The sequence below is a fragment of the Peribacillus frigoritolerans genome, assembly GCF_030676415.1.
GTDB lineage: Bacteria > Bacillota > Bacilli > Bacillales > DSM-1321 > Peribacillus > Peribacillus frigoritolerans_A.
In genome coordinates this window covers 57,858-71,685 of record NZ_JAUUTW010000027.1, presented here as the reverse complement: position 1 = coordinate 71,685, position 13,828 = coordinate 57,858, and the positions used below count along the sequence as shown (strand labels likewise).

The window sequence follows — 13,828 nt, the reverse complement described above, 5'->3', positions numbered from 1 at the left end:
TGGGTTAGTCAATCTATATGAACGATATACAAAACTACGTCAGACTTAAACTGAACCGCCGTATACCGAACGGTATGTACGGTGGTGTGAGAGGTCGGAGGCTAGGCGCCTCCTCCTACTCGATTTATGGAACTATAGGGGCAGGATAGCATTCCTGTAGTTCGTTATTTTTCAGCTTTGAAAAAAATAGGGCTCCTCAGTAAGATATGAGTAAGACACCACTCTAACTCAAAACTTTAGGAGGAACCCTTATATGAAGTTTAAAATGCAAGATAAACAAAATCAACTAATAGAAAGAATTTCCGATAAACACCTTGTTGTTGTTGGAGTGATATTGCCCAACAATTACATGTGGCTAGAGCAGTGAATTTCCGTGGAATTGTAGTCGGAGATACACTTGCATTTGAAAATAATGAAGATGGATTTGCTAGTTTATTAAAGTTCGGCTGTATTAGTTACATTTCATAGTTCTCGAAAACAAACATTAAGGCATATCACTAATTAAAAAATAATGTGAGAAGCCTTCCTGGGCAATGGGAGGCGATACTATCCTCTTCTTCTTAAGAATACACCACGACCATTCGCAATAACATTTTGTATCAAAGATCTCCAAACACTATGATTAGGGTTTGGAGATTGAGACTTCCCGATCCTTGCTAACTGCTGTTCATACCAACCAATTTCTAACATAGCAGCGGTCTTATCTACCAATTTAATTCCCGTGCGGATTGGCTTGGTTTGAACGGTTTCATAATTGCCTTGAAAGATCTTGTTTGCCAAGTCAGGTACTAAAGCAAAAGGTTTTGCCATTCCAACCATATCAATTTCACCACTAGCAATAGCTTCCTCCATCCCTTCTTGGGAACGGAAGCCGCCTGTGACTACTAATGGAGTAGAAACTAATTTCCTAGCCTTGTTTGCATATTCTATAAAATAAGCTTCTCGTATTTTTGTCGTTTCTTTTACATCCGCTACCATCATCTTGGGATTCTCGTAATTCCCTCCAGAAATTTCAATGAGATCAATCCCAATTTCAGACATTTCCTGAAGAACTTCCATAGACTCCTCTTCAGTGAACCCGCCGTGTTGAAAGTCAGCAGAATTTAGCTTTATGCCAATCGGAAATGTTTCTCCGACTTGTCTTCTAATTTCTTTATATGTTTCAAGCAAAAATCGCATTCGATTTGCTAAGCTCCCACCCCATTCATCTGTACGCTGATTATGGTGAGGCGATAAAAACTGACTAATAAGGTATCCGTGTGCTGCATGGATTTGAACACCAGTAAAGCCTGCTTTTTTAGCTATTCTTGCCGCTTTTCCAAACCGGATGATTATTTCTTCAATTTCTTTCGCATGAAGAGCTCGTGGTGGATTGAAGAAATTCTTTAAGTCTCCAGAAAGCGAGACTGCACTTGGTGCTACAGGTTCTTTTGAAATTGTCTTAGGCGACTGCTTCCCTGGGTGATTTAGTTGCATCCAGAGGTGCGTTTCATTTTCAGTACCAGCTTTCGCCCATTTCATTAGCATGTTTAAATCACGTTCGTCTTCCACAACAACGTTATTTGGTTCCCCCAAAGCATTTCGATCTATCATAACGTTACCTGTCACGACCAGACCTGCGCCACCATTAGCCCATGTTTTGTATAAAGTAACCAATGACTCTCTAGGATTTTGATTATTTGTTCCTAATGCTTCACTCATTGCAGATTTAAAGATTCGATTCTTGATAATTGCTCTATTTGGGAGTTGCAGAGAATCTTCCAAGACTGAATTTGACTGTTTCATTTTATATTTTGTCTCCTCATTTTTAACTGTTTATAGGCAGAAAAGTCATAGAAATTATGATTATTTTAATATCTATGACTAATTTTCCTCTACACTCTTTACTACTTAGAATCAAGAAACAGGTTTACATGTTCAGCAAACTGTTCTGGGTACTGGAATAGATGTCCATGCCCGGAGTCAGGATAAATGATGAGTTGGGCGTAAGGTAAGTTTTCGGTAAGAATATAACTATTTTCGGTCGGAACCATTATGTCTTTAACACCATTGGTCACAAGTACCGGTTGTGTAATCTTCTGCAACCAGTCATATTTCTGTTCAGGATCTCGCTCAGCCCATTTGGAGATTGCCTGTAATTGCGCATCGCGTACTTGAAGTGAGCTATCCACTTTTTTCTGGGTCAAGATTCGTTTTAATGAAGATATTCCAGCCGTACGACTCGTTTCGGTCGGACTGTAAAATAGGAACAAGAAATTCTCTAGGGCATCATTTGCATCTCCATCAGCTTGAGTCATCGCTTTATACACGTCTTTTCTAGGATCATTGACGCCAGATTGTGGAGCAGTCCCAGCCAAGACGATGCGTCGTACCAAATTTGGCTGTCGCAATGCTAACTCCTGTACAACAAATCCGCCAATTGAGAAACCAAGGGTATCGACTTTCTCTAAACCAAGTGCTTTAATGAAAGTCGCTGCATCCTTTGCCATCTCAGCTATAGTAGTCGGAGTTTCACCACTGGATTCACCGACACCAGTATTATCAAAAAGAATAATTGGTCGACTTTCAGCTAAAACACCAATCATATTAGGATCCCAGTTTTCCATTGTTCCGCGGAAGTGAATGAAGAAAATTAGTGGAATTCCTGTTTCTTGGCCGAACTTTCTATAGGCAAATCGGATTCCCTCAGCTTCGATATAACTTGATTCAGTTGGAATTGTAAATTTTGACATCATTTTTTCTCCTTTCGAACGGTGAGTTCGGATTGATTTGATAGAGTTTAAATTAGTTGCAGTTCGCTTTGTTCATAAGGTTTACGCATTCTAGAATGAACATTCTACAATTGTTAAAAAAAGAAAGCTATTCTAACACTGAAAGTGTCATGTCAACAATGCTTTCTAATTTTTTGTTATCATCTTCAGTCTTCACTAATACGCGTAAGCCTACAAGTGAATTATGAAGAAAAAGAGACAGTACTTCAGGATCATGCCTCCTGGATATTTCTCCATTTTTTTGCCCATGTTTCAGTAGCTCATAAAAGAGAGATTCTGTCTTTTTAAACATTCCTGCAATCTTTGTTGCAATTTCTTCGTCAAGCAAAGATAATTCAACAGCTGCGTTTACAGACAAACATCCTTTTGGCAGATTAAGACCTGGATAAATCACCATTTTAAACACTTCTCGTATCGCTTGTTTAACCAGTAAGTTTGAATCTACTCTCTTCTTCATTTCAGTAGTAATTAACTCTTCATAGTGAGATAAAGCACTTAAAAACAATGTACGTTTGTCACCAAACGTATCGTAGATGCTTCTACGATGAATGCCCATATAGTCTACCAACTCTTGCATAGACGTTTTTTCATACCCTTGTTGCCAAAAAAGCTCCATTGCTTTTCTTAATGCTTGTTTTTCATCAAATTCTTTATTTCTAGCCATAATTCCCCCCTAAAAAAACGTGTTCATTTTGTATTCTGGGGAAAGATAAAAATTAGCTAAATCGCTTGGATGAATAAGGATTAATTAATCAACCATCCCTCCCTTAATACATATATAGAAAAAATTAAAGAATGATCATTCTCATTTCAGTAGAATAAAACAGTAAAATCTAACTTGCCTTAGTATATCAATTTAAGAACGTTCAGTAAAGAATTTTTCATCAGGTTTTCCGAATAAAGAAATTCTGTAAATTATAATTAGTAAACAAGAAGTGAAAAAGATTAAAAAGAAAATTAGATGAAAATGCGTTTATTAAAATACATGATGTTAGAGTTGTATTTGGTTAGGGTTTTATAGATCTAACAAAAGTTTAAACTTTATTCAACAATGGGCGCTTTAATGGAGTAACGAAAAAGGCCCAATTTCTCAATTTTAATGCTGAGAAATTGGGCTTTTTTAATATCGAAATTTCCTTAACGTTGTAAATCCGCATTTTCCTGACGCTACCCCTTAAAGAACTCCTAACGGGTGCGTTAGCGCCATGAGAAGGCCGCCAATTGGCGTCCTTCTGAACGTGCGATTCTTTCAATTATCATACATTCAAATTAGTTTTAAAAAGTATTTCATATTCAAACTATTGGGGTAGTTAGTTGAAAAAAAATATGGACGGACCAAAGTATTCCTGGTCTCAATTAGGGAAAGATTATTTCCGGCAAACCCATATTAATGTCGATGGCTTACGGATGCGTGAAGCGTTAACTGGTGAAAAAGATGTATTAGTACAATTTTTTGATGGTGAAATTGTTTTTGATTCCACAAGACCAACAGCTAAATTACTTATTCATTAAGGAGTAACTGTACAATTCGAATTTAGGGATTGAAAACCAATTGTGTTCACTACCTTATTGGGTAATGCAATTGGCGCTTTTCCTGAACTGGAAAGCGTCTTTGTTATAGAAAAAAGGGATATTAAATAATGCCTTATTGTGAAATGATACTTATTAACTTAATAAGTAGTTTTTTCTTGAAATTAGTAAATGAATCAATTTTATAATATAAAAAATAAAGCCAAATGCACGATTTCTTATATTTTTTCTTTTCGGAAAGAGTGGAGTATCAATCTTTTTTATGTCTATAAAGTCTGATACTTGCAAAGAAGCATAGTGTAACTTTTTTACATAAGGACCGTATAATAATTTGTTAAAATACATGAAAAGAGGGTTCCAATGAAAAAGATATTGTTGATTTTGGCAGCCGTTTTTTTGGTAACAGGACTTAGTGCTTGTAAAGGAGTCCAGGAGGAAAATAAGGAATCTCCACCAATTTCAGAAAAGCCAAATGAAAATCCTAAGCAAACCGACGGGCAAGATGTTGATTCTCCAGGTGAATCGGTCGATGATCCGACAAAAGATCGGCCAAATACGAAAACGGATATGATCATATTGGAAGGTATGGAAGAATCATTCCAATTCACGCTTCATCATAGTCAGGCATTGGGATTCTCAACCTACATCGTGGATGACATGGTTGTTGAAGAGGCTAGTTCTGGTGAAGGAGATGCAATGATTGTTTTTGCAAATTTTGCAGGCAAGCGAAATGAGGATGCCAAAGTTCAGATATTTTCCAAAAGGGAGGGTACGAATGCGACAATAGAAGAACAGGCGGTGTTTGTGAGGGAAGTTGTGATAAGCAACGACTTTGAGATTAAACAGCGATCTGATAATACGCCGAACCGATTTGATTGGTCTGAGGTCGAATTTGACATTAGTCAGAAGGGCAGTAATTATGCAATATTGGGTACAGTGTCGGTTTTTCAACATGGCGACCGCGTTTACTATGCGATAGTTCAATACCCGGAAGATTATGAAGAAGGCTTCATACCGCGGGTTGTAAAAATGTTTGATGATATCGTATGGTATGAAGCACCTTGATAAATGAGTATCCGAAATTGGGTACTCTTTTTTTTGAGGGGAAAGAAAGTCCATTTTAATGAGCAGAATATGATGAAGGATCTCTACTGCCTCTCAGAGGCAGCGTAATCATTTCTAACTATCGATTTATAACAAGAAGGATGACACGGAGAAGCCAGCAACATTACTAAACTAAGACCAAGAGTCCCCGGGGCAGCTTAGCAGGCCTCTGCCTTATGTAAGCGCAAATGACGCTAAGAGACATGGGAGGGTACGCCATCATAAGTTTCGCAGAAATCTATTGTGCATCACATAGTGGAGAAAATAGCTAATGATTTCCATTAGTTTTAGCGAAGCGTACGCTCAATTTAGTAATAAAAACCAAAATTTCAATACTCTGTTTAAAAGTAGAATGAAAAAATAATTCCCCTAATACACCGAGTGGTGCAAACCGTTGATACATCAATGTTTATAGAGGGAGGTTAGTTGAACAAGAAAAATAAAAAGCATTCTATATTGAATGGTTCTTATCTTTATCATAATTTGGTGGTGTACTAGAGTGTGTTAATATGCGGTCTAATACTTTTTCAGTAAATGGCATAAAGTAATTAAGTATTAGCCCCCCTAAACAAACGGTTAATAAAGTTCCAACGCCAATTGGTCCATTTGAAATCATTGCCATTATCAAGAATACGAGGTAAATGAATGTTCTTGAAAAAAATATATTTGTTCTAGTTAATTCTTGTATGATTAATGTTAATCGGTCAACTGGAATTGGTGCAAAATTTGTGTGTAAATATGTTGCAGTTCCTAATCCTATAACAACTAAGCCGATTCCAAAACAAACACCTTTGCTGTACCATAGTTCAGGTGTTATCAAATTGTGCAATAAAAAAAGCCACATATCAATAGCAATACCCGTTATAAATGCTGTTAACAACCCCAAAATTTCTGGTCTTTGTCTTTTTAAAAATGAATTACAACATATCAATATTAAAGCTATTATTATTTCCCAACTTCCCACAGTAAGCCCCACATTTATGGACAGTCCTACCAAAAGTGCATCAAAAGGTGAAGTTCCTAGGTCTGATTGTATAGTGAAAGAAATACCAAGGGTTAATAGTAAAATTCCTAATACATAAAAAACATATTTCACTTTACTCAACCCCTTTATCATTATTTTTTTTGTTGCAAACACAACAAATTTAAGTTAAATTAAATATATGCTTATTTTATTGCATTTGCAACAAAAATATGTACTAAGGAGTTAATTATGAAGGAAATTCTTCGTGAAATTGGAATGATAGCAAGGGCATTAGATTCTATAAGTAATATAGAATTTAAAGAATATGCCCTTACAAAAGGGCAGTATTTGTACCTTGTGCGAATATGTGAAAACCCAGGAATCATTCAAGAAAAGTTAGCTGAGATGATAAAAGTAGATCGAACAACAGCAGCTCGTTCTATAAAAAAACTTGAAATTAATGGCTTTATTGAAAAGAAAGAAGATAAACTTAACAAAAAAAATAAAAAACTCTTTCCAACAGAGAAAGGGAAAAATGTTTATCCTTTTATAAAAAGAGAAAATGATTATTCCAATATCATTGCATTAGAGGGATTTTCCGAAAGAGAGGTAGAAACCATTTTCAATCTTCTTCAAAGAGTAAGAAAAAATATAGAAAAAGACTGGGCATTTGTAAAAAAGGGAAACAAGAGAATTTATTGATTATATAAAGGAGCGACATATTTAAATGACTTTAAATATAAAAAAATGTACCCTTGAAGATTCACGCAAACTTCAAGAAATTAGTTATGAAACATTTAATGAGACATTTAAACATCAGAATTCACCCGAAAATATGAATGCCTATTTGGAAAGGGCATTTAACTTAAAACAATTAGAAAAAGAATTATCCAATATTTCTTCACAATTCTTTTTTGTTTATTTTAATAATGAAGTCGCTGGATATTTAAAGGTCAATACCAATGATGCACAGTCTGAAGAAATGGGTGATGAATCACTTGAAATCGAGAGGATTTATATAAAGAACAAATTTCAAAAACATGGGCTTGGTAGATATCTGCTAAATAAAGCTATTGAAATTGCGATGGAAGGTAAAAAAGGTAAAGTCTGGCTAGGCGTATGGGAAAAAAATGAAAATGCGATTGCTTTTTACAAGAAACATGGGTTTGTTAAAACCGGAGCCCACTCTTTTTATATGGGTGATGAAGAACAAATGGACTTTATAATGACCAAAACACTCAAATAACTTTTTTTGAAAGGTGGATTATTATATATATTCCAAAATATTACAATGTCGCAAATGCTGATGAAATTTGGGATTTTGTTCAAAAAAACTTTTTGGGACGATTGTCACAACAGGGAAACCAAATGCCTTTGGGGTTAAATAATTTAAGGTGGGAGAAATACAGGCTGCTTTTAAATTAAGCCAGAACCGAAATGAAACGGATTATATTAACATCATTGATAAACTACAATGAAGAAAATCCAAATTCGAAACAAATGGCAGAACTGATAGAATCGAAAAGAGATTAAAAAATCACATTTAAACCCAATTTTTATTCAACCCTCAGATGTAAGAATTAAAGAACGGAACAGAGCTTTCATATTGAGTGCTGCTCTTCAGATTGTGAAAGATTGTACTTAAAGTAAAGGGTCCGTTAGTTCTTCAAGGAATCAAAAATGATCAATCTTTTTTATAAAAGAATAATCCAATTAAATATTATTAGGGCATGTTTTGATTAATTTTTTTTCAAAACATGCCCTTTCTATTTATTCATTTATCAAGGTTTTCTTGTATTAATTTGATCATATAATTAGCTGCTTTGAAGACTTGTATAGAAAAATACGTTCTACTCATACTAAAAATTAATTGAAAGGAGCGATTCGATGCCAATAATTCATTGGGACCCTAGAGACATTCCTTTAGACCTTCCGGAGTGTGTTCTACATCCTGCCAGATGTTTGCACATACCGCCTTTAGATCCTGAAAAAATGAAGATATTTACAATGAAATTGAGAAAGAAATCAAAAAAATAGCTGAGGCGAAGGAAAAACTGAAGAAAACGTTGATTACACACCTTCTTATAATTTAGCAAAGAATGTAGGAATGGAGTTTGAATGCATAAGAAAAAGATTTATTTTTGAATTTCGTGAATGGACCGATAATCTGGTTTATTACATAAATTCGAAATGGAAAATTCTTTAACTAGAAGTGAATAAAGAACAGAGTTGTCTTATAAGGCAGCTTTTTATTCTCATCCAAATATACGCCAGCATTATTGATCAATACGCTCATTTACTGTTGTCGAGGCTTGACGGATGCTTTCTTGATTATCTACATCTATCGACACAAACGAGACGTCCAGATTTGACTCCCTAAGTTGTTGTATCGCTTTATGACCCTTCTCCGGATTCCGACTTGCCAATACCTTAAAACCTTTCAAAGCTAATTGTTTGACCAACTCATATCCAATTCCTCTATTTCGCCAGTGACAAGTGCAACTTTCATATCCTTTGAAATTTAAATTCCTCCATTTTTCGGCTAATAGTTTTAAGCAGTGGAGATTTTTCCAATTAAAAGGCTGTCGAGGTCTTCTCGACAGCCTAAGCTTTAGAAAATGAATAGTCTTAGTTTTATCTTATCTTATAATTACCAAGGTTGACTTGTTGGTCCAATTGTAAACTCATTAACGTTCGTATCTTCTGGCTGATCAATCGCGAATGCAACAACATTGGCAATTCGATCAGGTGAAATACCATATTGTTCGTACAAAGCAGTCATACCTTCTGAAATATTCTTATCAGTAATCGTATCCAACAATTCCGTGTTGATTGCTGCTGGATAAATAGTTGCTGTGCGGATGTTAGTACCTTCTTGTGCAGATTCCATACGCAAAACTTCCATTAAATCACGAACAGCCCACTTTGTTGCGCCATAAACCGCACCGCCTGGGTAAGCTTTAAGCCCAGCTACTGATGAAGTAGTGATGATATGTCCAGACTTTTGCGATGTGAATGTTGGCAATACTGCGGCGATACCATTCAATACACCTTTAATATTAACGTCAACCATACTGTTCCACTCGTCAGTTTTTAATTCGGAAAGTGGTGAATTAGGCATTAGTCCAGCGTTCAAGAAGATTACATCGACACCACTAAAAGTGTCTTTAGCTAGTTGAACAAGCTGCTGACTATCATCTGGATTAACAACATCTGTGACGCGATAAGCCACTTGACCACCGTTTGATCTAATTTCTTCAACTAATTTTGCTAAACGCTCTTCACGTCTTGCACCAAGTACCACTTTTGCTCCTTTCTTAGCTAACAGCTTAGCTGTAGCTTCCCCAATACCTGAACTTGCACCTGTAATTACAACCACTTTGTTTTCAATTGTCATTTCGTTTCATCCTTTCATATAAAAAAACTACAATTGATGTTTTCTCGACATCTGTCTATAATTTATAATAGAAAAATAAACAAAACAAGGCATAGAAATCGTTAATTTAATCAGTTTTGTTGTTTATACAACCAATTAATAAAAATTGTCGATTATCTCAAGAAAGGCATGGTGTTGAAACAATGGTAAAAGTGGATAGAAGAATTGTTAGAACTCGAGATGCAATTAAAAAAGCATTTCTTGAATTGATGTCAGAAAAAAATTTCGATAGCATTACCATTCAGGATATTTCTGACAGGGCTAATATTAACCGTGCAACTGTTTATCTTCATTACTTGGATAAATTTGATCTGTTGGATAAGGTCATAGAAGAACATATCCATAACATGGCTAATCTTTGTGAGTTGGAAGCTGAAATGGATTGGATTGAATCGACTGTAATCTGCATGGAATATCTTGAAAGTAATTATTTATTTTTTTCGACGATGTTGGCGAGTGAAGGAGCACGATATTTTCGCAGCCGGTTTGTTCAACATAATATTGAAGAGTTCAAAAAAGACGTGGATGTAACAAAAGGCAAAAATCTCGGTCAAAACGAAGATATAATTGCTGAATTTGTTGCAAATGCTTACGTAGGTGTAGTGGAATGGTGGCTAAAAAATGGCAGGCCTTATCCACCGCAGGAAATGGCAGAAAAATTGGGGGATTTATTAGAGAGGATTATATAGATTTATGCAAAAAAATCTATCTCTCTATTTATTATGGAAGGAAGATGATGTGTCCTTCCACTTCAAAAAAAATGTTGTATGTGAAGGGGTGCACTTAAACGAACGGATACGTTAGCTGAAGAGCGGAGCTGTCTTTAAGACAGCTTTCTTATGGAACTAAAGGGGCAGATAGTTCAACAGTAACTTGGAAGGGTTTTCCCTAAAAAATGTAGAATTCACAATTATATACATTTTTTAAGGAGGCCGCTATGTGGGAGAGAGTGTTTATAAGTACATCACGTGGAGAGTTTGAGATATATACTCAAGGAAAAGGAGAACCAGTGTGTATTACCCATTTATATAGTGAGTTTAATGAATTAGGTTATTATTTCGCCGACACTTTCGTAGATCAATTCAAAGTTTTTCTAATAAACTTAAAAGAAGCAGGAAACTCTTGCGAAGCAGGTATAGAAGAGGAATTAAGTATGAAGGAAACCTCTAAGGATTTAGAGGCTATTAGAGAAGCTTTAAATTATAATAAATGGTGTTTTGCAGGGCATTCAACTGGAGGAATGCTTGGTTTACTTTATGCAACGATGTTTCCGAAATCTCTGACAAAACTATTAGTTGGAGGAGCGACTGCTACTAACAAATATATGGAACACGAAGGCAGTATTTATAGTCCTCGTAATCCACTAAATAAAAAACTGAAAAAGATTTTTGCCGTATTAAAATCTCCTGACTCTACCACTGAAGAGCGAAGGGATGCTAACAGAGAATGGACTAATATGTCTTTATATAACATGGAAAGATGGGATGAATATTTTAATAAACCGAGCAGTGGGAAAGTTGTACAAAAAAGGCTAGATTATTATTCTTTTAATGACTTGCCAAACTACGACATTCAAAATGAACTGTATCAGGTTACCATCCCGACCATTGTTTATTGTGGAAGGTATGATGCCCAATGTCCTCTTGTTTTTTCTCAAGAAATAAAAGCAGGTTTAAAAAATTCCAAACTTTATATTTTTGAAAAGAGTAATCACGTACCGTATTTAGAAGAGAAAGAAAAATTCCTTCAGATGGTTTCTGATTATAAAGGATTGACAACGAAAACCTATTCCTAATGAACTCCCTCAGTTTAATAGATAATGCTCACGAATACTCGCTTATTCACAGGATTTCAAACCACATGGTATAGTTTGCAAACTGTAAGGGAATTGCGTTCACACATAATGAAGAAGAAGATAATAGTTTTTCACTCATCTTAACCTTAAAATAATAAATGGTGTTACCTGTACCCGTATTTCTCTATCTATAGCAGTTTAACAAGGAAAATAAAAAGGCCGATTCATTAGGAAATCGGCTTTTTTCTATCAATTTTTTGTTCGCATTCAAAATTCCAGAATATTTCCTTGGTGTCAAAATATTGACGCTGCTTCTAAAGGATCCCGCTGCTTTTTCAGTATCAAAAGAAACCTCTTATTCTTCGCCATCACAGCATTTCCAAATTCCATTTCTTGTCCATCTATATCATAAGATGTTTATTTCGTGATCATCATTTTCTACTTCGCTTGATTTATTTTTTCGGAATAGAAAATAAGAAACTAAAACTAAACTAACAATTAGCATAGTAAGGGCTATCTGGGAACGCATGGATTCAATAAGCGTCATGGCCACTAAGATTGCAACAATTCCTAGTATTGTTACATAGGTAAGGTAAGGGAATAACCACATTTTCACTTTAAGTAATTCTGGATTTTTACGTTCTACCTTTTGACGCATCCGTAAATGGGAAAACGCGATGACGAGATAAACCAATAATGCGATTCCGCCTGAGGCATTAACTAGAAATAGGAACACTTTCTCTGGAGAAACGTAGCTAAAAATTACCCCGATGTATGCAAAAAACGTCCCACAAATAACGGCAAGAACTGGTACGCCATTTTTATTTAACTTTAAGAATGCTTTTGGCGCATCCCCTGTTTTAGCCATTCCATATAACATGCGTGAATTCGTGTATAATCCTGAATTCAAACAGGAAAGGACGGCGGTTAATACGATAAAATTCATGATTTGAGCTGCAGCGGGTATTCCCACATGCTCAAGAACAGCAACGAACGGACTTTTTAAAATGTTAGCGGAATCCCATGGAAGCAATGTAACAACAATCGCAATCGAGCCGATAAAAAAGACAAGAATTCGCCATACGACACTGTTGGTAGCGATTCGGACTGCTCTTGTCGGTTCGGTAGATTCACCCGCAGCCATTGCCACAATCTCTGTACCCATAAAGGAGAAAATAACAACCGTAATACCCAAGAGAACAGCACTGATTCCAGATGGCATAAATCCGCCATTCCCGGTCAAGTTAGAGAGCCCTGGCGCTTCAACTCCTGGAACCAACCCGAAGATAACGGAGAGGCCGAGCCCAAGGAATAAAATAATAGCTACAACTTTAATAAGCGAAAACCAGTATTCGAATTCTCCAAATGATTTAACTGAATAGATATTAGTGAGGGTTAATAAGATGGTTAAGACTAAGCTTAAAAGCCAAGCTGGAATATCGGGATACCAATATTGAATATTTGCGGCCCCTGCAGTGGCTTCGATAGCAATGACGATCACCCAGAAGAACCAATATAACCAACCTATGGTATATCCAGCCCATGGACCAATTGCTTCACGAGCATATGTAGAAAAAGAACCGCTGGTAGGGTTAAGGGAAGCCATTTCTCCCAACATCCTCATGACAAAAATGACGAGCAACCCAGCTATTGCATAAGATACGATAGAACCAGGACCAGCAGAATGAATAACGGCTCCGCTTCCCATAAATAGACCTGCACCTATGACTCCCCCAATCGAAATCATAGTAATATGGCGAATTTTCAATTCTTTTTTCAGATGATTCTCGTTTTGGTTCATTGTTTTACACCCCTTTATAGTCATTTATAAAATCTCTTACAAAGGAAAAACAAAGATATACAAGAAGATGTCTAAAACTCCTATAGGAAAATGGAGAGGAAGTCCACACGGTTCAGATGCAAAAAGAACCAAATAGCAAATGAGGGTTTCTTCCGAACGTATTCACATGACGGAAGCGATCATAATCGCCACTGCCTGTATAAGCCTCGTAAATCTCTCTCTTGACTGCCGATAACGGAAGGTAAGCACTAGTTAGTCCTTTCGCCATCGTGATATTATCAGGCTTGACGCCATAGTTCATAAATCCGAACTCTTTGCCTGTTCGACCAAATCCACATATAACTTCATCACAAATTAGCAACGTACCATGATTCTCACAAATCTCTTTAACCTTTGCCATATAGCAGCTGATAGCATTACAATAGGA

The 13,828-nt window shown here is 36.0% G+C and carries 13 protein-coding genes and 3 pseudogenes; 8 read left to right on the top strand and 8 right to left on the bottom strand.

Translation table 11 applies throughout. The annotated features are described in order from the left end of the window. Positions 1-253: 253 nt before the first annotated feature. Positions 254-444 (top strand): annotated as a pseudogene (locus Q8G36_RS21525) (IS110 family transposase); the annotation flags it as partial. Positions 445-546: 102 nt separating this feature from the next. On the opposite strand, the gene Q8G36_RS21520 reads toward Q8G36_RS21525, so the two are convergent. The 3 genes from Q8G36_RS21520 to Q8G36_RS21510 all read right to left on the bottom strand — a co-directional run bounded on the left by Q8G36_RS21520 (position 547) and on the right by Q8G36_RS21510 (position 3,435). After that, on the bottom strand, positions 547-1,785 hold the full coding sequence (locus tag Q8G36_RS21520) for an NADH:flavin oxidoreductase/NADH oxidase family protein (RefSeq protein ID WP_305161773.1): 1,239 nt from the start codon (positions 1,783-1,785) through the stop codon (positions 547-549). A gap of 101 nt (positions 1,786-1,886) precedes the next feature. Then, positions 1,887-2,732, bottom strand: a complete 846-nt coding sequence (locus Q8G36_RS21515; RefSeq protein ID WP_305161772.1) for an alpha/beta fold hydrolase — start codon at positions 2,730-2,732, stop codon at positions 1,887-1,889. 127 nt (positions 2,733-2,859) lie between these two features. Then, the gene (locus Q8G36_RS21510) at positions 2,860-3,435 is read right to left on the bottom strand and encodes a TetR/AcrR family transcriptional regulator (protein WP_305161771.1); all 576 of its coding nucleotides are present in this window, start codon (positions 3,433-3,435) and stop codon (positions 2,860-2,862) included. Between the two features lie 650 nt (positions 3,436-4,085). On the opposite strand from Q8G36_RS21510, the gene Q8G36_RS21505 reads away from it, so the two are divergent. Then, positions 4,086-4,283, top strand: coding sequence for a hypothetical protein (locus Q8G36_RS21505; protein ID WP_305161770.1), 198 nt, complete (start codon positions 4,086-4,088; stop codon positions 4,281-4,283). A gap of 378 nt (positions 4,284-4,661) precedes the next feature. After that, positions 4,662-5,366, top strand: coding sequence for a hypothetical protein (locus Q8G36_RS21500; protein ID WP_305161769.1), 705 nt, complete (start codon positions 4,662-4,664; stop codon positions 5,364-5,366). A 490-nt stretch (positions 5,367-5,856) separates the two neighbouring features. Here Q8G36_RS21500 and Q8G36_RS21495 read toward each other — a convergent pair whose 3' ends face one another. Further along, positions 5,857-6,501 carry a YczE/YyaS/YitT family protein gene (locus Q8G36_RS21495; protein WP_305161768.1) on the bottom strand — a complete coding sequence of 215 codons (645 nt, stop codon included), beginning with the start codon at positions 6,499-6,501 and terminating at the stop codon, positions 5,857-5,859. A 117-nt stretch (positions 6,502-6,618) separates the two neighbouring features. Between Q8G36_RS21495 and Q8G36_RS21490 the strand changes: the two genes are divergently transcribed. The 3 genes and pseudogenes from Q8G36_RS21490 to Q8G36_RS21480 form a co-directional block, all read left to right on the top strand. Continuing rightward, a complete protein-coding gene (locus Q8G36_RS21490) occupies positions 6,619-7,071 on the top strand; it encodes a MarR family winged helix-turn-helix transcriptional regulator (protein ID WP_305161767.1) in 453 nt (150 codons plus the stop codon). A 25-nt stretch (positions 7,072-7,096) separates the two neighbouring features. Further along, the gene (locus tag Q8G36_RS21485; RefSeq protein ID WP_305161766.1) at positions 7,097-7,615 is read left to right on the top strand and encodes a GNAT family N-acetyltransferase; all 519 of its coding nucleotides are present in this window, start codon (positions 7,097-7,099) and stop codon (positions 7,613-7,615) included. Between the two features lie 145 nt (positions 7,616-7,760). After that, positions 7,761-7,902: pseudogene (locus Q8G36_RS21480) on the top strand (FMN-binding negative transcriptional regulator); the annotation flags it as partial. A 743-nt stretch (positions 7,903-8,645) separates the two neighbouring features. On the opposite strand, the gene Q8G36_RS21470 reads toward Q8G36_RS21480, so the two are convergent. Both Q8G36_RS21470 and Q8G36_RS21465 read right to left on the bottom strand, forming a co-directional pair. Then, positions 8,646-8,795, bottom strand: a complete 150-nt coding sequence (locus tag Q8G36_RS21470) for a hypothetical protein (RefSeq protein WP_305161765.1) — start codon at positions 8,793-8,795, stop codon at positions 8,646-8,648. A gap of 224 nt (positions 8,796-9,019) precedes the next feature. Further along, the gene (locus Q8G36_RS21465; protein ID WP_305161764.1) at positions 9,020-9,766 is read right to left on the bottom strand and encodes an SDR family oxidoreductase; all 747 of its coding nucleotides are present in this window, start codon (positions 9,764-9,766) and stop codon (positions 9,020-9,022) included. Positions 9,767-9,948: 182 nt separating this feature from the next. On the opposite strand from Q8G36_RS21465, the gene Q8G36_RS21460 reads away from it, so the two are divergent. Next, entirely contained in the window at positions 9,949-10,494 is a 546-nt protein-coding gene (locus Q8G36_RS21460) for a TetR-like C-terminal domain-containing protein (RefSeq protein WP_305161763.1), read from the top strand. A 248-nt stretch (positions 10,495-10,742) separates the two neighbouring features. Next, entirely contained in the window at positions 10,743-11,600 is an 858-nt protein-coding gene (locus tag Q8G36_RS21455; protein ID WP_305161762.1) for an alpha/beta fold hydrolase, read from the top strand. Positions 11,601-12,006: 406 nt separating this feature from the next. Here the strand turns inward: Q8G36_RS21455 and Q8G36_RS21450 are convergent, their stop codons facing one another. Both Q8G36_RS21450 and Q8G36_RS21445 read right to left on the bottom strand, forming a co-directional pair. Next, a complete protein-coding gene (locus Q8G36_RS21450) occupies positions 12,007-13,401 on the bottom strand; it encodes an amino acid permease (RefSeq protein WP_305161761.1) in 1,395 nt (464 codons plus the stop codon). 142 nt (positions 13,402-13,543) lie between these two features. Continuing rightward, a pseudogene (locus Q8G36_RS21445) lies at positions 13,544-13,804 on the bottom strand (aminotransferase class III-fold pyridoxal phosphate-dependent enzyme); the annotation flags it as partial. Between the last annotated feature and the right edge of the window lie 24 nt (positions 13,805-13,828).

Bases quoted from the DNA above. Each gene is read 5' to 3' on its own strand.
- Q8G36_RS21520 (WP_305161773.1), bottom strand. From the start codon at position 1,785: ATGAAACAGTCAAATTCAGTCTTGGAAGATTCTCTGCAACTCCCAAAT.
- Q8G36_RS21515 (WP_305161772.1), bottom strand. From the start codon at position 2,732: ATGTCAAAATTTACAATTCCAACTGAATCAAGTTATATCGAAGCTGAG.
- Q8G36_RS21510 (WP_305161771.1), bottom strand. From the start codon at position 3,435: ATGGCTAGAAATAAAGAATTTGATGAAAAACAAGCATTAAGAAAAGCA.
- Q8G36_RS21500 (WP_305161769.1), top strand. From the start codon at position 4,662: ATGAAAAAGATATTGTTGATTTTGGCAGCCGTTTTTTTGGTAACAGGA.
- Q8G36_RS21490 (WP_305161767.1), top strand. From the start codon at position 6,619: ATGAAGGAAATTCTTCGTGAAATTGGAATGATAGCAAGGGCATTAGAT.
- Q8G36_RS21485 (WP_305161766.1), top strand. From the start codon at position 7,097: ATGACTTTAAATATAAAAAAATGTACCCTTGAAGATTCACGCAAACTT.
- Q8G36_RS21465 (WP_305161764.1), bottom strand. From the start codon at position 9,766: ATGACAATTGAAAACAAAGTGGTTGTAATTACAGGTGCAAGTTCAGGT.
- Q8G36_RS21460 (WP_305161763.1), top strand. From the start codon at position 9,949: ATGGTAAAAGTGGATAGAAGAATTGTTAGAACTCGAGATGCAATTAAA.
- Q8G36_RS21455 (WP_305161762.1), top strand. From the start codon at position 10,743: ATGTGGGAGAGAGTGTTTATAAGTACATCACGTGGAGAGTTTGAGATA.
- Q8G36_RS21450 (WP_305161761.1), bottom strand. From the start codon at position 13,401: ATGAACCAAAACGAGAATCATCTGAAAAAAGAATTGAAAATTCGCCAT.